This is a genomic window from Dryocola clanedunensis (assembly GCF_038405435.1).
In the GTDB taxonomy this organism is placed as follows: Bacteria; Pseudomonadota; Gammaproteobacteria; order Enterobacterales; family Enterobacteriaceae; genus Dryocola; species Dryocola clanedunensis_A.
The window spans coordinates 828,486-845,898 of record NZ_JBBYHZ010000001.1; the positions used below are offsets into that span (position 1 = coordinate 828,486).

At 57.2% G+C, this 17,413-nt stretch carries 16 protein-coding genes; 3 read left to right on the forward strand and 13 right to left on the reverse strand.

Annotation, left to right across the window (positions count from 1 at the left end; translation table 11 throughout):
- Positions 1-104 precede the first annotated feature (104 nt).
- Positions 105-1,184 (reverse strand): alanine racemase, encoded by a 1,080-nt coding sequence (gene alr / locus AAE045_RS03850; RefSeq protein ID WP_455546531.1) that lies wholly within the window; start codon positions 1,182-1,184, stop codon positions 105-107.
- Between the two features lie 75 nt (positions 1,185-1,259).
- Positions 1,260-2,666: a replicative DNA helicase gene (gene dnaB, locus AAE045_RS03855; protein ID WP_202305222.1), complete on the reverse strand. Its 1,407-nt coding sequence runs from the start codon at positions 2,664-2,666 to the stop codon at positions 1,260-1,262.
- 83 nt (positions 2,667-2,749) lie between these two features.
- On the opposite strand from dnaB, the gene AAE045_RS03860 reads away from it, so the two are divergent.
- A complete protein-coding gene (locus tag AAE045_RS03860; protein WP_455546532.1) occupies positions 2,750-3,733 on the forward strand; it encodes an NADPH:quinone reductase in 984 nt (327 codons plus the stop codon).
- A 214-nt stretch (positions 3,734-3,947) separates the two neighbouring features.
- Here the strand turns inward: AAE045_RS03860 and dusA are convergent, their stop codons facing one another.
- The 3 genes from dusA to AAE045_RS03875 all read right to left on the reverse strand — a co-directional run bounded on the left by dusA (position 3,948) and on the right by AAE045_RS03875 (position 7,026).
- Positions 3,948-4,946, reverse strand: coding sequence for a tRNA dihydrouridine(20/20a) synthase DusA (dusA, locus tag AAE045_RS03865; protein WP_455546533.1), 999 nt, complete (start codon positions 4,944-4,946; stop codon positions 3,948-3,950).
- A gap of 96 nt (positions 4,947-5,042) precedes the next feature.
- Positions 5,043-6,350, reverse strand: a complete 1,308-nt coding sequence (traF, locus tag AAE045_RS03870; RefSeq protein ID WP_455546534.1) for a conjugal transfer protein TraF — start codon at positions 6,348-6,350, stop codon at positions 5,043-5,045.
- A gap of 172 nt (positions 6,351-6,522) precedes the next feature.
- A complete protein-coding gene (locus AAE045_RS03875) occupies positions 6,523-7,026 on the reverse strand; it encodes a cupin domain-containing protein (protein WP_455426098.1) in 504 nt (167 codons plus the stop codon).
- A gap of 110 nt (positions 7,027-7,136) precedes the next feature.
- Here AAE045_RS03875 and zur point away from each other — a divergent pair, with 110 nt between their 5' ends.
- Positions 7,137-7,655: a zinc uptake transcriptional repressor Zur gene (zur, locus tag AAE045_RS03880; RefSeq protein ID WP_455546535.1), complete on the forward strand. Its 519-nt coding sequence runs from the start codon at positions 7,137-7,139 to the stop codon at positions 7,653-7,655.
- A gap of 76 nt (positions 7,656-7,731) precedes the next feature.
- Here the strand turns inward: zur and AAE045_RS03885 are convergent, their stop codons facing one another.
- From AAE045_RS03885 to AAE045_RS03900, 4 genes are all read right to left on the reverse strand, one after another.
- Positions 7,732-7,941 (reverse strand): CsbD family protein, encoded by a 210-nt coding sequence (locus tag AAE045_RS03885; RefSeq protein WP_202305212.1) that lies wholly within the window; start codon positions 7,939-7,941, stop codon positions 7,732-7,734.
- Between the two features lie 237 nt (positions 7,942-8,178).
- On the reverse strand, positions 8,179-9,513 hold the full coding sequence (dinF, locus tag AAE045_RS03890) for an MATE family efflux transporter DinF (protein ID WP_455546536.1): 1,335 nt from the start codon (positions 9,511-9,513) through the stop codon (positions 8,179-8,181).
- A 76-nt stretch (positions 9,514-9,589) separates the two neighbouring features.
- On the reverse strand, positions 9,590-10,198 hold the full coding sequence (gene lexA, locus AAE045_RS03895; protein ID WP_455426101.1) for a transcriptional repressor LexA: 609 nt from the start codon (positions 10,196-10,198) through the stop codon (positions 9,590-9,592).
- A gap of 109 nt (positions 10,199-10,307) precedes the next feature.
- Complete coding sequence (locus tag AAE045_RS03900; protein WP_455546537.1) at positions 10,308-10,676, reverse strand: diacylglycerol kinase; 369 nt, start codon at positions 10,674-10,676, stop codon at positions 10,308-10,310.
- A gap of 181 nt (positions 10,677-10,857) precedes the next feature.
- Between AAE045_RS03900 and plsB the strand changes: the two genes are divergently transcribed.
- On the forward strand, positions 10,858-13,290 hold the full coding sequence (plsB, locus tag AAE045_RS03905) for a glycerol-3-phosphate 1-O-acyltransferase PlsB (protein ID WP_455546538.1): 2,433 nt from the start codon (positions 10,858-10,860) through the stop codon (positions 13,288-13,290).
- Between the two features lie 84 nt (positions 13,291-13,374).
- Here the strand turns inward: plsB and ubiA are convergent, their stop codons facing one another.
- The 4 genes from ubiA to AAE045_RS03925 all read right to left on the reverse strand — a co-directional run bounded on the left by ubiA (position 13,375) and on the right by AAE045_RS03925 (position 17,382).
- The gene (gene ubiA, locus AAE045_RS03910; protein ID WP_455546539.1) at positions 13,375-14,247 is read right to left on the reverse strand and encodes a 4-hydroxybenzoate octaprenyltransferase; all 873 of its coding nucleotides are present in this window, start codon (positions 14,245-14,247) and stop codon (positions 13,375-13,377) included.
- Positions 14,247-14,756: a chorismate lyase gene (ubiC, locus tag AAE045_RS03915; RefSeq protein WP_455546540.1), complete on the reverse strand. Its 510-nt coding sequence runs from the start codon at positions 14,754-14,756 to the stop codon at positions 14,247-14,249. Before ubiC ends, ubiA begins: the two co-directional genes overlap by 1 nt.
- Before the next feature lie 164 nt (positions 14,757-14,920).
- Positions 14,921-15,889 carry a maltose operon protein MalM gene (gene malM / locus AAE045_RS03920; protein WP_455546541.1) on the reverse strand — a complete coding sequence of 323 codons (969 nt, stop codon included), beginning with the start codon at positions 15,887-15,889 and terminating at the stop codon, positions 14,921-14,923.
- 143 nt (positions 15,890-16,032) lie between these two features.
- The gene (locus tag AAE045_RS03925) at positions 16,033-17,382 is read right to left on the reverse strand and encodes a maltoporin (protein WP_455546542.1); all 1,350 of its coding nucleotides are present in this window, start codon (positions 17,380-17,382) and stop codon (positions 16,033-16,035) included.
- Positions 17,383-17,413: the final 31 nt, after the last annotated feature.

Sequence of the window (17,413 nt, forward strand, 5' to 3'; positions counted from 1 at the left end):
TCGCGGATGACCAATGTAAACCGGAAACCGGGGGGAAATCGAGGGGTTTGTTTTAGCGGTTTTGTAGGGCGGATAAGCGCAAGCGTCATCCGCCGTTTCCGTTCTTAGTCCAGATACTCCATTGCCACCCGTGAAGTGAGGCGCGTGATAAGTTCGTAAGCACTTACTTTTGTGATTTCAGCAATACGCTCCACGGGCAGACCTTCTCCCCAGAGCACCACGCCGTCGCCCACTTTTTCCGTCGCTTCCGGGCCAAGATCGACGCAAATCATGTCCATTGCCACGCGTCCCACAATCGGCACCTCACGACCGTTAACCAGCACCGGCGTACCTGACGGTGCGCAGCGAGGATAGCCGTCGCCGTAGCCCATCGCCACCACGCCCAGACGAGTGTCACGTTCCGCAATCCACGTGCCGCCGTAGCCTACCGGCTCACCGGCTTTATGGCTGCGAACCGCGATCAGGCTGGAAGTCAGCGACATCACAGGCTGGAAACCAAACTCCCCGGCCCACGGCTTCTGCTCCAGGGGAGAGACGCCGTAAAGAATGATGCCCGGACGTACCCAGTCGAGATGCGACTGCGGCCACAGCAGAATGCCGCCGGAGGCAGCGATAGATTTCTGGCCTGGCTTGCCGTCAATAAAGGAGGCAAAGGTATCCAGCTGGCGGGGGGTGGCATCCGAATCCGGCTCGTCCGCGCGGGCAAAGTGGCTGACGATATTCACCGGCTGGCTGACATTTTTACAGTTCACCAGCCGCTGATAAAAGGCTTCCGCCTCGTGCGGCAGAACGCCCAGACGGTGCATGCCGGTATCCAGCTTCATCCAGACCGTTACCGGCTGGCTAAGCTCCGCCTGCTCCAGCGCCTCGAGCTGTTCGATGCTGTGAATGGCGGTCTGGAGATTATGTTCGGCGATGGTTGGCAGATCGCTGGCGTTGAAGAAGCCTTCCAGCAGCAAAATGGGCTGAGCGATCCCCCCTGCGCGCAGCCGTACGGCCTCTTCGAGGCGGGCCACGCCGAAGGCATCGGCATCAGGGAGGGTGCGGGCGGTCTCAAGCAGACCGTGCCCATAGGCGTTTGCTTTCACCACCGCCACCATGCGGCTGGCCGGAGCCAGTTCGCGCAGACGCTGGAGGTTGTGTCGCAGAGCGCGGCGGTTAATTTTTACGGTTGCCGCTTGCATGTTTCTTCCTTGCAGAAAAGTGTCTTCATTTCGCACAGACGGTGGATGAAGCTACGCTTATCCACCCTACATAAATCAGTCTTCGTCGTACTGCGGCCCTGCATAGTTATCGAAGCGCGACCACTGGCCGTTAAAGGTCAGGCGCACGGTGCCGATTGGGCCGTTACGCTGCTTGCCGAGGATAATCTGCGCGATGCCCTTCTCGTCGCTGTTGTCGTTGTAGACCTCATCGCGATAGATAAACATGATTAAGTCGGCATCCTGCTCGATGGAGCCGGACTCACGCAAATCCGAGTTGACCGGGCGTTTGTCGGCACGTTGTTCCAGGGAGCGGTTAAGCTGGGAGAGCGCCACCACCGGCACCTGCAGCTCTTTGGCCAGCGCCTTAAGCGAGCGCGAGATTTCGGCGATTTCCAGCGTACGGTTATCGGAAAGCGACGGCACGCGCATCAGCTGGAGGTAGTCGATCATGATCAGGCTCAGGCCGCCCGCTTCGCGATAGATACGGCGCGCGCGGGAGCGAACTTCGGTTGGCGTCAGGCCGGAGGAGTCATCAATATACATATTGCGCTTCTCGAGCAGGATGCCCATGGTGCTCGAAATACGCGCCCAGTCCTCGTCGTCCAGCTGCCCGGTACGGATTTTTGTCTGGTCCACGCGGGAGAGCGACGCCAGCATACGCATCATGATCTGCTCGCCTGGCATCTCGAGGCTGAAGATAAGTACCGGCTTATCCTGCAGCATGGCGGCGTTTTCGCAGAGGTTCATCGCAAAAGTGGTTTTACCCATCGACGGACGCGCCGCGACGATAATCAAATCCGACTTCTGCAGCCCGGCGGTTTTCTTGTTCAGATCCTGATAACCCGTATCCACGCCCGTCACGCCGTCGTGCGGGGTCTGATAGAGCGACTCGATGCGCGAAACCGTCGCCTCAAGGATCTGGTCTATGGATTTTGGGCCTTCATCTTTATTGGAGCGGTTTTCTGCAATCTGGAAAACGCGCGATTCAGCCAAATCTAATAAATCTTCGCTGGTTCGCCCCTGCGGATCGTAACCGGCGTCGGCAATTTCGTTCGCCACGGCGATCATTTCACGAACTACCGCACGTTCACGGACGATATCCGCGTAAGCGTTGATGTTCGCCGCACTTGGCGTATTTTTTGATAACTCTGCCAGATAGGCAAACCCGCCGACGCTGTCCAGGTTGCCCTGTAGCTCCAGGGATTCCGACAGCGTAATCAGGTCGATTGGCTTGCTCATCTCCAGCAGACGCTGCATCTCGGTGAAGATTAAGCGGTGCGGGCGGCTGAAGAAATCGTTGGCGACGACGCGCTCGGAAACGTTGTCCCAGCGTTCGTTGTCCAGCATTAACCCGCCTAATACCGACTGCTCCGCTTCCAGAGAATGCGGCGGCATTTTCAGCCCTTCCATCTGACGATCGCGGGTTTCGTTCGGTTTGTTGAAGGGTTTATTTCCTGCCATAGTGAGGGAGTTACCAGATTTCATGTTCACAGAGACCGAGGAGTATAACACCTGGTCTGTTCACTTCGACACAAGGAGTTTCCATGGCAACGCGTATTGAGTTTAGCCAGCACGGTGGTCCGGACGTGCTCAAAGCGGTGGAGTTCACCCCTCAGGCCCCCGCCGCCGGTGAGATTCAGGTTGAGAACAAAGCAATTGGTATCAATTACATAGACACCTATATTCGCAGCGGGCTTTATCCGCCGCCGAAGATGCCGAGCGGGCTGGGAACAGAAGCCGCAGGCGTGGTGAGCAAGGTCGGGCAGGACGTAACGCACCTGAAGGTGGGCGACCGCGTGGTCTACGCCCAGTCAGGGCTGGGCGCCTACAGCAGCGTCCACAACGTGCCCGCTGACAAAGCGGCAAAACTTCCGGACGCCATCTCTTTTGAACAGGCCGCCGCCTCCTTCCTGAAAGGCCTGACGGTCTATTACCTGCTGCGTAAAACCTATGAAGTGAAACCGGACGAGGTCTTCCTGTTCCATGCCGCCGCCGGTGGCGTGGGGCTCATCGCCTGCCAGTGGGCAAAAGCGCTGGGGGCAAAACTCATCGGTACGGTTGGGTCGGCGGAAAAAGCCGAGCGGGCGAAACAGGCGGGCGCCTGGCAGACCATTAACTACCGGGATGAGAACGTTGTCGAACGTATAAAAGAGATCACCGGCGGCAAGAAGGTCGCGGTGGTTTATGACTCGGTGGGGAAAGACACCTGGGAGGCTTCGCTCGACTGTCTGCAGCGTCAGGGGCTGATGGTGAGCTTCGGTAACTCATCCGGCCCGGTGACCGGCGTGAACCTGGGCATTCTCAACCAGAAAGGCTCGCTGTATGTTACGCGTCCGTCACTTAACGGTTACGTCACCACGAGTGAGGAGCTGGAGGAAGCCTGCAACGAGCTGTTCTCGCTCATCGCCAGCGGCGTGATCAAAGTGGATGTGGCCGAGGCCCAGAAATTTGCCCTGAAGGACGCGGCACGTGCCCATGAGGTGCTGGAAAGCCGGGCGACGCAGGGTTCCAGCTTATTGATTCCATAAAAGAATTTGGGCTTCCCGAGGGAAGCCCATTCTTTTTTTGTTCGCGCTGCCTGTAGGGTACAGCTGCGATGAATTCTTGTGTTACAGCCCGGCAATATTGTCAGGTTTCGTCAGGAATTGATACCGCCAGCCGTGGAAAGTTAATCACAAAGATGCGAGGTTGTGATCAACTCCGCAATACCTGAGCAACGATTGCGGGTATTCACCGCAGAAGTTAACGCTTATCCGCAACCAGCGATAAAGCATGCTCCACCACGTCTATGCCCGCTCCTGCTTTATGGGCGTTCTCGCTCAGATAGCGACGCCACTGGCGCGCGCCGGGGATCCCCTGGAACAGGCCGAGCATATGGCGGGTAACATGGCCAAGGTAGGTGCCGTTTGCCAGTTCGCGCTCTATATAAGGGTACATGGCGCGTACCGCGGCAACCGTATCCACTTCCGGTGTATCACAACCAAAAATCTCGCGGTCTACGGCGGTCAGCAGGCCAGGATTTTGATACGCCTCGCGCCCGACCATCACGCCGTCCAGGTGCTCAAGATGCGTTTTCGCCTCTTCCAGCGTCTTCACGCCGCCGTTTATTGCCATGGTCAGCTGCGGGAAGTCACGCTTGAGCTGATAGACGCGCGGGTAGTCCAGCGGCGGAATTTCGCGGTTTTCTTTCGGGCTAAGCCCTGAGAGCCAGGCTTTACGGGCGTGGATGATAAACATCTCGCATTCGCCCTTCCCGGCTACGGTGCCGATAAAATCACACAGGAATTCGTAGCTGTCCTGCTCGTCGATGCCGATACGGGTTTTCACCGTTACCGGGATGGACACCACGTCGCGCATTGCCTTGATGCAATCTGCTACACGCCGGGCGTCGGCCATCAGGCACGCGCCGAACATGCCGTTCTGCACGCGATCGGACGGGCAGCCAACGTTAAGATTTATTTCGTCGTAACCGCGCGCTTCCGCCAGCTTCGCACACTGGGCCAGCGCCGCAGGATCGCTGCCGCCCAGCTGCAGGGCGACCGGATGCTCTTCCTCACTGTAGGCCAGATAGTCTCCTTTACCGTGAATGATTGCCCCGGTGGTGACCATTTCGGTGTACAGCAGGGTATTCTTCGACAGCTGACGCAGGAAATAGCGGCAGTGGCGGTCGGTCCAGTCGAGCATTGGCGCGATGGAAAAACGGTAGGGCTGGAACGGAGTCTGGCTGCTTTGTGAGGACATAGGCAATGAGCGTTTACGCAGGTTACGGTGAAAAAAGGGTCGCCACTATAGCACAGTCGGCGTCGGGACACCTGCTCGTCCCGACGCCTGTTTTTATCAGAAGGTCATGCTGAGCTGCGCCCCTGCACCCCAGGTTTCGTCTTCGCCGTACAGGCCCATCAGGTCGATGTGTACGCGATTAAACGGTGCAAACCCGACGCCGCCGGTGAAGACGTTGCTGTCGTCACCCTTCACATCAGCACGATAGCCCGCGCGAACGGCGAACCAGGACAGCGGACGAATTTCGGCACCCACGCCCACGAACTGCGAATCCTCTTCGCTTTTGAAGCCTTTGGTTTCGGTCAGGTCACCGTCGGCGCTCAGCGTCACAAAGTCGTTATGCCACGCCGCGCCTGCGGTAACCAGCGGGCTAATCTGGTAGGTATCTTTATAGCTCTTCGTCTCTCCGGTACGGCCGTTAGTGATACGAATATCTTTGGTGTCGATATCGCGTGAGATCAGGTTCTGACCGCTGAGGCCCAGGGTCCAGTTTTCACCAAAGTCTGCCGCAAGCCCGGCATCAATGTTAAAACCGGTGTCGTCGTTACGGTAGCGGCTGCTGTTCCAGTCGCTGCTGTCATAGGTGTAGATGGAGGTGGTGTAGTTATAGAGCCAGGTTTTTTGCAGCTTAGGCGTGACGCCGATTGAAACCGGCACGCCGCCCAGGTCGAACTGCTTAGCCATTGCCACGCCGTAGTCAGAAACGATTGCAGCACGGCCGGAAGCGGTGGAGTTCAGGTTGCGCGTAATGGCGTCCGAACCATTGGTCGCCGCGTCGATAGCAACGCCTGCCGCCACCGTATTGGAATTTTCAATGCCGCGCAGGTAGTCAATATCCTGCTGATCGATAGAAGAGCTGACTCGACCGTGGGCATAGGCTTTGGTGACAAACGCCAGCGACAGCACGTTGTTGGGAATGCTGACGGAAATCCCCGCCCCCGCTTTCGCCTGCGCCGTTTTTCCCCGTAAATCTTCCAGTTCACCCGCCAGGTCCCCAGCCGCCCCCTGAAGCAGGTTCAGAGAACCTGTCGGGTTAAGGATGATCTGTTGCAGAGTAAGGCTGTCGATCACATCTTCATAGTTATCAACCTTGTCGCTGATATCGTCGATCTGATCCTGCAAATTGTCCTTGTCCGTAATTTGCGCGCCAACGGAAGGAAGAATTACCGTGAACGAATCCTCCTCCTGCGCCTTTGCCAGCAGCGCCGGGTTGATTAACGCCCCGCTGCCGTAGCTGCCGGAGGCCACGCCCGTGCCGCCCATTGCATCACTTCGGGCTTCCGCCCACGTACCCGCCGCCCAGGTTGGATTTGCCACAAACAAAGATGCGGCGCCAAGCGCCACCAGAGATTTTATTTTTTTCATTCACCGCTGCCCGTCTGTTTAGTCAGTTGGAGTAACTAGCCCCCGTCAGTAAAGCGCTAACGGGGGCGGACTGTTGCTGTGAATAAAGTGTTAAAAAGTTGGCTATTTAGCCTATAGGAATCCCGTTTCTATCCATTCGGGTTAGGGTTTCAAAATCTCCATGCAGAGTTATTTATAGTTTACCCGTTGGTTTTCGGGTAGGCCGACCGTCATGCGGGCCGAAAAACTGTGGCGGATGGTCTATCCAGCGGTCTTTACGCTGGGCGGCATAGCCCGGGTTCAGCGGGTAATAGATCTGGTTTTCGTCTTTGTTTGCCTCGCCAACAACCAGCAGACGAACTTCATGCTCCGTATTATTGATAAACGTGTGGCAAACGCCCGTCCCCGCCGGGAACCCCACGCTGTCGCCAGGCTCAAGCTGATACAAATTTCCGTTGATCCACACCTGCGGATGGCCCTCCAGCACGTAAGCGAACTCTTCTTCGCTGCTTTCGGCATGAGGATAGGAGGTGCGGCGTCCCGGCAGCAGCCGTTCGTGGTGAATGCCAAGCCGGTTCAAACCCAGGCTACGGGCAAGCGGTGCGCCAATGGAAAACAGTTCGTTACTGTCGGGATAGGTGGAATCATCCGCGCCTTCAAGCTCGCGCCAGTGGCGGATACAATCTGGTTTTTGCATGACATCTCCGAAGCTAAACTTTTATCAGGGTTCACCGCCAGTATGTACCAACATTCGGCGTTTTTACGGCTTTTATGGTAAAGTCAGAGGCTATTAACCGAGGATAGCTGATGGATACGACGACTTCACAAACCGTGTTAGCGCAGGCTGAAAAGCTCTGTGCCCAGCGCAATGTACGCCTGACGCCACAGCGTCTGGAAGTGCTGCGCCTGATGACGCTGCAAACGGGTGCCATCAGCGCTTACGATCTGCTGGATCTGCTGCGCGTCAGCGAGCCGCAGGCCAAACCGCCGACCGTTTATCGCGCGCTGGATTTCCTGCTGGAGCAGGGTTTCGTTCACCGTGTGGAATCCGCCAACAGCTATGTGCTGTGCAACCTCATCGATCAGCCAACCCATTCGTCAGCCATGTTTATCTGCGAACGTTGTGGTGCCGTCAAAGAAGAGGCCGCTCAGGGCGTGGAAGACATTATGCACAAGCTGGCCGCGAAAATGGGCTTCGCTCTGCGTCATAACGTCATTGAAGCGCATGGATTGTGTTCTGCCTGTGCCGAAGTCGAAGCCTGCTGCCATAAAGATGAATGCAGCAGCCATGACCATACGGTGCAGATTAAAAAGAAGGTTCGATAAGAGAGGATTCGGTACATCCTTGTACCTGGGCAGGTAGCCTTAGAGGGTCAGCACATCTGAGGGTTGTGCTAACTGTCTACCAGCGATATTTGTTGCGGGTTTCCCAGTCAACGACTTCTTTTTCCGCCTCGTCTTTCGACGAGCCGTATCGTTCCTGAATTTTACCAACCAGCTGATCGCGTTTACCTTCGATGACCGTCATGTCATCGTCCGTAAGCTTGCCCCATTTTTCTTTCACAGTACCTTTAAACTGTTTCCAGTTACCGCCGATTTCATCTTTATTCATAATGGTATCCTTAGCGTTCGGTGAAGAAGTGTAGGGTTAACATCGTCCGGGCCGTCCCGTCTGCGGAGACCCACTATCTGCTGGACGTGATAATAATTGTAGTCAAGGATCTGGCACCGAGGCGGCAATTAAGAATATTGAACCATAGCGGCGGGATGATAAAAGCCGAAGCGCCACGAAAATCCGTGGCGTATCAGCGTGCTGGAGGGTGCTTAAAGGTCTCGTCAGCAGATGTAACTAACTATGACCTTCTGGTGCAAACCAGGTGTTGTTTCGCCAGTGGCGACGCCATATCCAGCCCAGCGAAAGCCCCCGCAGCGCCAGGAATACCGCCAGTGCCAGCCACAGACCGTGGTTTCCCAGCCAGGGTACGGTGAGCAGCGTCAGGCCAAAACCGGCTGCGGCAACGGCCATACTGTTGCGCATTTCTGCCCCGCGCGTGGCGCCGATAAACATGCCGTCCAGCAGATAACACCAGACGCCCACCACCGGCAGGACGATTTGCCAGTGAAGATAGCTATCCGCCTGCTGCTGTAGCGCCGGTAACGACGTTAACAGCGCAACGATGTTCTCCCCAAAGAGGGCATAAATCACGGCAAAGCTTAGCGCCACCAGCCCCGCCTGGCGGCAGGCGGCCTGCCAGACGCTCAGCAGCTGCGAGCCGTTTCTGGCGCCGTATGCCTGCCCGGAGTGCGCTTCCACCGCATAGGCAAAGCCGTCCAGCGCATAGGCGGTAAAGGTCAGCAGCGTCATCAGCACGGCGTTAACCGCCACGATTTCACTGCCCAGACGCGCGCCCAGAATGGTTACCGAGGCAAAGCAGATTTGCAGCAACAGCGAGCGCAGCATAATGTCCCGGTTCAGCGCCAGCAGGCGACGAACGTTGCCCCGCCAGGCTTCTTTGAGCATCGCAAGCGTAATGCCGCGCATCCCCAGCACCTTTTTAACCATCAGCAGGCCGAGGAAAAAGGTGGCGTATTCCGCCACGGCGGTTGCCGTTGCCGCCCCCTGCACGTTCATGTGCAGCCCCATCACCAGCCATAAATCCAGCACGATATTCAGGACGTTGCCGACCACCAGCAGAATGACCGGTGCCCTGGCATACTGCACGCCCAGCAGCCAGCCAAGCAGCACCAGGTTTGCCAGCGAGGCCGGGGCGCTTAGCCAGCGGATCTCCAGGAAACGACGCGCCTGCTCCAGCACCTGATCGTTGCCGCCGACGATACTCAGCGCCAGATTAATCAGCGGATAACGAAGCGCGACGATAGCGAAGCCGGCAAGCAGCGCAAGCCCGAGAGGCTGCACCAGGGCACGGGCCAGCGCCGCCGGATTGTTAGCCCCGAAAGCCTGCGCGGTTAAGCCGGTGGTGCTCATGCGCAGAAACAGCAAAAGCATAAACAGGAAGCTGGTTGCGGTCGCGCCAATGGCCACGCCGCCCAGATAGACCGGGCTATCAAGATGGCCGATGACCGCCGTGTCCACCAGGCCTAACAGCGGGACGGTGATGTTGGAGAAAATCATGGGTAACGCGAGGCGCCAGAGCGCTTTGTCTGTCGTCGAGAAGAAATGCATGTGGGCGTCCGCTGCAAGTCTGGAGAGAAGCGTCAGGGCGTGATGCGCGCGGGACGCGCATCACCAGATATGAGGGTTACAGCCACTCACCGTTGCGGATAACCCCAACGGCCAGCCCTTCAATTGAGAAGTTCTGCTCGCGGAGATCGACGACGATAGGCTCAAATTCGCTGTTTTCTGGCAGCAGCTGCACGGTGTTGCCCTGCTGCTTAAGGCGCTTAACGGTGACTTCGTCGTCAATGCGCGCGACCACCACCTGGCCGTTATGGACGTCCTGGGTTTTATGCACCGCCAGCAGATCGCCGTCCAGAATACCAATGTCCTTCATGGACATGCCGCTGACGCGCAGCAGGAAGTCGGCATTGGGTTTAAACAGGGAGGGGTCAACCTGGTAATGGCCTTCGATGTGCTCCTGCGCCAGCAGCGGTTCACCTGCGGCGACGCGCCCCACCAGCGGAAGGCCGGTCTCTTCTTCAACCAGAAGACGGATACCGCGAGACGCGCCGGAAACAATTTCGATGGCGCCTTTACGCGCCAGCGCTTTGAGATGCTCTTCAGCGGCGTTGGGAGAACGGAACCCCAGACGTTGAGCAATCTCGGCACGCGTTGGTGGCATGCCGGTCTGGCTGATATGATCCCGAATGAGATCAAACACCTCTTGCTGCCTGGTAGTTAATGCTTTCATTCCGCCCCCTGGGTGTTTATACAGTTATGCTGTGAGTATATACAGCTAAAGGCGAATTTGAAACCACAAATTAAGCAAAAAACCAGGCACTTAACCAGATCTGGAAAGCTTATCGCAAATGTTGCCAAAGCAGAGTGACCCAGGTGAACAGCGCGAGGATAATTGAGATCAGCACTGCCGCCGAGCCCATATCTTTCGCACGGCCTGACAGCTCGTGATATTCCGTGCCAACGCGGTCCACTAACGCTTCGATAGCGCTGTTCAGAATCTCAACGATCATCACCAGCACAACGGAGCCAATCAGCAGGACGCGGGTGATAGGGTCAAAGTCCAGCCAGCAGGCGATGGCGATGGCGATAACCGCGGCAACTCCCTCCTGACGGAAAGCGGCTTCGTTAACCCAGGCGGCGCGTAGCCCCTTCCAGGAGTAGCCAGCTGCTTTGATAATGCGTGTAAAACCAGCGGAGTTATTCGCCATTGAGGGAAACCTTTTTGAAATTAAAGCGTCAATGCTTATCTGAAACCCACCTCTTTGATGCTCAGCTATAGCTGGCGACCTTAAGGAAGTGGGGTAAAATCGCAACGCCACAGAAATCTTATACAGTTTCTGATATTCTTGCGGCGAATTTGCACTATTAACCTGAGGCTTTACATCGTTTATGTCAGGCTGGCCAAGAATTTACTACAAATTGCTTAATTTTCCATTAAGCGTTCTGGTAAAGAGCAAGTCCATACCGGCTGATCCCCAAGCCGAGCTGGGCCTCGATACCACGCGCCCTATCATGTACGTGCTGCCTTATAACTCAAAGGCGGACCTGCTGACGCTGCGTGCGCAGTGCCTGGCGCATGATTTGCCCGACCCGCTGGAACCTCTGGAAATCGACGGGGCGGTACTGCCGCGCTACGTCTTTATCCACGGCGGTCCGCGTGTCTTTACTTATTACACACCAAAAGAAGAGTCGATTAAGCTCTTCCACGACTATCTCGATCTGCACCGCAGCAACCCAAATCTGGATGTACAGATGGTGCCTGTTTCGGTGATGTTTGGCCGTTCACCGGGCCGCGAGAAAGGCGAAGTGAATCCCCCTTTGCGCACCCTAAACGGCGTTCAGAAGTTCTTTGCCGTACTGTGGCTGGGCCGCGACAGCTTCGTGCGTTTCTCCGCTCCTGTCTCTTTGCGCCGCATGGCGACCGAGCACGGGACGGACAAAACTATCGCCCAGAAGCTGGCTCGCGTGGCGCGTACGCACTTTGCCCGTCAGCGTTTAGCTACCGTCGGGCCGCGCCTGCCGGTACGCCAGGATCTGTTTAATAAGCTGCTGGCCTCGAAGGCCATTGCGCGTGCCGTGGAAGACGAAGCGCGCAGCAAGAAAATCTCCCATGAGAAGGCCCAGCAAAACGCCGTGGCGCTGATGGAAGAGATTGCGGCTAACTTCTCCTATGAAGCCATCCGTCTGACTGACCGCGTGCTGGGCTTAACGTGGAACCGCCTGTATCAGGGCATCAACGTTAATAACGCCGAACGCGTGCGCCAGCTCGCCCACGACGGGCATGAAATTGTTTATGTGCCCTGCCACCGCAGCCACATGGACTACATGCTGTTGTCCTACGTGCTTTATCACCAGGGGCTTGTTCCTCCGCACATCGCGGCAGGGATTAACCTGAACTTCTGGCCAGCCGGCCCGATCTTCCGCCGCCTGGGCGCGTTCTTTATCCGCCGCACCTTTAAGGGCAGCAAGCTCTACTCCACCGTGTTCCGCGAATATCTCGGCGAACTGTTCAGCCGTGGCTACTCCGTTGAATACTTTGTTGAAGGTGGCCGCTCCCGTACGGGCCGCCTGCTGGACCCGAAAACCGGCACGCTGTCGATGACCATTCAGGCCATGCTGCGCGGCGGTACCCGTCCTATTACGCTGGTGCCGATTTATATCGGTTACGAGCACGTGATGGAAGTGGGGACCTACGCGAAAGAGCTGCGCGGCGCGACCAAAGAGAAAGAAGGCTTCATGTCGATGTTACGGGGCTTAAGCAAGCTGCGTAACCTGGGCCAGGGCTATGTGAACTTCGGCGAACCTATGCCGCTGAACGCGTTCCTGAACCAGCGCGTGCCGGAATGGCGCGAGTCTATTGACCCAATCGAAGCAGTTCGTCCGGCGTGGTTAACGCCAACGGTAAATGAAATCGCCGCCGAGCTGATGGTGCGCATTAACAACGCAGGCGCGGCCAACGCCATGAACCTGTGCTGTACCGCGCTGCTGGCATCGCGCCAGCATTCGCTAACGCGTGAGCAGCTGACCGAACAGCTCGATTGCTATCTCAGCCTGCTGCGCAACGTGCCGTATTCGCCGGATGCCACCGCTCCGGAGCAAACGGCATCGGCGCTTATCGACCACGCGCTGCAGATGAACAAGTTTGAAGTCGAGAAGGACACCATCGGCGACATCATCATTCTGCCGCGCGAGCAGGCCGTGCTGATGACCTACTACCGCAACAACATCATGCACATGCTGGTGCTGCCGTCGCTTATGGCTTCTATCGTCACGCAGCACCGCACAATCGATCGTGCCGAGCTTCAGCGTCAGATTGAAGTTATCTACCCGATGCTGAAAGCCGAGCTGTTCCTGCGCTGGGATAAGAGCGAGCTGGCGACGGAAATCGACGCGCTGCTGGGCGAGATGGATCGTCAGGGGCTGGTAACGATGAGTGCCGGTCAGGTGCAGATTAACCCTGCCCGTTCACGTACCCTGCAGCTGCTGGCGGCGGGCGTGCGCGAAACGCTGCAGCGCTATGCCATTACCTTCTGGCTGCTGAGCGCGAATCCGTCTATTAACCGTGGAACGCTTGAGCGTGAAAGCCGCACCGTGGCGCAGCGTCTCTCCATGCTGCACGGTATCAACGCGCCGGAGTTCTTCGACAAGGCGGTCTTCACCTCACTGGTGCTGACGCTGCGCGATGAAGGCTATATCAGCGATACCGGCGACGCGGAGCCAACGGAAACGATGAAGGTTTACCAGATGCTGGCCGACCTGATTACCTCAGACGTGCGTCTGACCGTTGAAAGCGCAACGTCGCAGGTCGTGGCGGCGGAGTAAACAAGCTGGCGGATGGCGCAATTGCTTATCCGCCCTACGATTCAATTTGTAGGGCGGATAAGCACAGCGCCATCCGCCGTTTTATTAGAAGTGCATCATGCTCAGGGCCATGCCGATAAACAGCACCAGCCCAACGTAGTTGTTATTCAGAAACGCTTTAAAACAGGCATCACGGTCGCGGTTAGCAATCATCCTTTGCTGATGGATAAACAGCGCGCCCGCAAGGCCAATAGCCCAGTAGTACGCCCCGCCCAGCCCGTTCAGCCAGCCGATCAGCGCCATCAGCGCCAGCACCACCACCTGCAAAATGCCGATAATCAGCTTGTCGTTACGCCCGAACAAAATGGCCGTCGATTTAATGCCAATCTTCAGGTCGTCATCCCGGTCAACCATCGCATACTGCGTGTCGTAGGCTACCGCCCAGCAGATATTCGCCGCAAACATCAGCCAGCAGCTTAGCGGCACGCTTTCGCTCACCGCGGCAAACGCCATAGGGATAGACCAGCCAAACGCCGCGCCAAGCACCACCTGCGGCAGATGCGTATAACGCTTCATAAACGGATAGATCCACGCCAGCGCAAGAGCGGCAATGGACAGCAGAATCGTCATGACGTTGAGGGTCAGCACCAGCACGAACGACAGCAGCACCAGAATGATGAACAGATTGCGGGCTTCTTTCTCACTGACCGCGCCGCTGGGCAGCGGGCGATGGGCCGTGCGCTTCACGTGTCCGTCAAATTTACGGTCCGCATAGTCATTAACCACGCAGCCCGCGGCGCGCATCATCCAGACGCCAGCGATAAAGACCGCCAGGATGGTCAACGGCGGCACGCCCGGCGTCGCCAGCCACAGCGCCCAGAGCGTCGGCCAGAGCAGCAATAAAGAACCAATCGGCTTATCCAGCCGCATCAGGCGCATATACGCCTGGAATTTCCCTTCGGTCAGACTCCACTCCATTATTTTTCCTCTTCGTACAGCGGAGATGCGGGCAGAAACAGCTCCGTCAGCAGCAGCGGCTTGTCGGACAGCCTCAGGCGGGAACGACGCCCCCACAGCTCCGCGCTGCGGCCAATCTGAATAAAATCACGTGTCAGGGTTGAAGCACTAAAAAGATAGCGCCCAAGCGGCGTGTTGCCCAGCCTCTGCAACGCCAGCTCGGGGCCAGCCAGCGTAGACTCTGGCACCACGGTACGCCCGACCAGCCAGGGAACACCGTCGCCGCACAGCACTATTTCACGCAGCCAGTAGCGCTGCGCAGGGGGAAGCAGCCCGGCTTCGGGCAGCTGTTCATCCGCGGTAACAAAGGCTTCGCGGATAATCTCTACCGTCACTTTTGCGCAGTGCTGCTCAAAGCGTTTAGTCATTGAGTCTTCAAGCAGCAGCCAGTCGAGAAAGCTGGCGCTTAGCCCGTCCGGGATCTCAGCGAAGAAGCTCAGGGCGCGCAATCGCGAAAGCGCCTCAGACATGGGGGATTCTCCGATACATAACCTGCGGGCATTGTAACGCAGAACGGAGGATGCGTGGCAGGCAATCGCTTTACAACGGTGCAACATGGCGGGAGGGCAGATAAAAAAAGGGTGCGTCACGAGGACGCACCAATCTTACAAGCATCAGCACTGTGGGGAGACGACTACCCCTTGCCTTTTACACTGCTGATAAAAGTTTTACGGGCGGAGGTGGAACCCAGACGCTCGGCTTCATTCAGCAGTTTCAGGGCCTTATCGATTTCCCCTTTATCCACGGCTTGCCTGATGGCCTGGTTGTAGTAGCTTTCCGTGTCGGTGAGGATTGGCTCGCTCTTCGCGGCTGGTGCCGGAGCGGACGTTGCAGCAGGAGCGGAAGCCGCCACCGCACCGGTTGCCGCTACAGGTGCAGCGTAAACAGGTGCCGCGGTGTTACCCACGGTGACCGGGCCCGGGCCTGATGATCCAAACAGCGGGCCGACCAGCACGCTGGAGCTGGAAGATGTTTTCACTTTCAGCTTCAGCGTACCGTCTGTGGTATGGCGCGCAACCGGATCTGGAATATCCGGCACGGCGTTACCGGTTCCCTTGGCGTAAGCCTTGGCGGGATCCAGCAGCTTAGTGGTTTGCTGCAGATCTTTATCCGTGGTGAAGACCAGAACGTAAATTTTTTGCTGCCCCAGCGCAGGGGTCAGGCGCATCAGTCCTTCCAGACGGTCCGCGCTCATTACGCCCGGCTCCTGGTAGGTGAAATATTCGCTCGGGAAGTAGGCAGAAGGCGTCATATTCTGATCAAGGATCAGCACGTTCGGTGCAAAGACGCTGGTTTGTTTGTTTACTTCGCTGGTCAGCGTAATGTACAGCTCACCGATGTTGGCCGGCACGCTGTAGGCCGCAACCGGGCCGGAAATACCGGCAACGTTCAGACTCTGCCCGCCGGTAGCAAGCGTGGTGGTCTGGGTTTTAGACTGGTCGACGGGGGTCCAGGTCAGCTGCTGTAGCGCAGCGGCCGGAATAGCCGGTGCCGTGGTGGTGTTCTGCGGTACGAAGTTAACCTCGGCCAGGCTGACGCCGGGCAGGCTTGCGAGCAGCCCTGCGGATAAGCAGAGCGCGACGAGACTTTTTTTCATTTTCATTGTTATAACCTCGAACTGAAGACGATGGACGTTAGCCAGGCAATAGCGCGTCCATCTGAAACGGTTTTGGCATACAAGGGTAATGCGATGAAGGAGGCAGTGGCTCCTCCCCCATCGTTTCATAACATCAGGTTAAAGCTGAATTACCACCAGATTTCCATCTGCGCACCGAAGGAGAACTCATCGCTGTCGCCGCGGCCGAAGGACATGCCGTTGAAGCCATCGCTGGTTGCTCTGCCGAAGTTTGAGTTGGTAGATGGACGACCGCTGGTGTCGTAACCCCAGTTCTCATCCCACTTGGCGTAGGTTGCGAAGACGCGCAGTGCCGGGCGGGACCAGATGCTGTCGCCTGCCTGCCATTGCTGTGCCAGGGTAATTTTGTACTGGTTGTTGGTATCGCCAGTTTCCTGGGATTTCACGTTGTCGTAACCGACTTCCAGCAGGGTGCTCATGATTGGCGTCCACTTGAACATTGGACGAACGCCCACGGTCCACCATTTGGTGCCGTTGCCGTTATCCCAGTCGATGTCCTGGAACATACCGACGTACATCAGGTCCCAGCGGTCGCCCAGAGAGATCGCACCGTGGTCGATAACGCGGGTCAGGTGGCCGTTGTTGTTGATGCCGTAAGCGTACAGGCTGCCGTCTTCATCGTTGCCGATGCCGATGCCGCCGCCCTGAGACAGGCCTTTACCCTGTGAGGTCATGGAGTCAGTGGCGTACTGCACAACAAATTTGTTATAGCCTTTCAGCATGCTCTGGGTGTGTTCAGCGGTGAACATCCAGCCGTCTTTGGTCGCGCCAGGCTGCAGGTAGTAGTCGTCGTTAACGTTGGTGTGACCGTAGTCCACACCCAGCTCCAGCGTGCCGCCTGGGTTAACTTCCATCTGGCCTAAACGCACGTCAAACACGTCGTTCGCGGTGTCAGTGGTGTAATCGCGGATGTTGTCACTGCCGAAGGTAGCAGAGCCGCCCGCTTCGGTGGAGCGAGTCGCTGCCAGAGAAAGCTTACCGAAACCAAGATCCACGTTTTCCAGACCTGCGCCCGGACCGGAGATATCCCAGTAGTAGAAGTCGATCATGTGAACGTCATGACGCTGATAGAAACGCTTACCGGCCCAGATGGTGGCGCCCGGCAGTGCGTCGATCAGGTTTTTACCCTGCACGTTGGCTTCACGGAACGCCGGGCTGGTTGCTTCCCAGTCGTTCTGCTGAGCTACGGAGTAGGCCACGTTGGTATCGAAGTAGAAGCTCTTATCGCCTTCTTTCCACACTTCCTGACCGAATTTCAATTCCGCATAGGTTTCACATTCGTTACCAAGACGGTATTTAGATTGGGCACCGGTCGCCTGGAAGCACTGCTGTGCACCGCCGCTACCGGTCCAGCCGATACCAGAACGGGCATAACCGTGGAAGTCCACCGCCATTGCCTGAACAGACATAACGCCTGCTGCTACGGCTACCGCCAGTGGGAGTTTGCGCAGAGTAATCATCGTTCTATCTCCTGAGATCATTGCTTTTCTT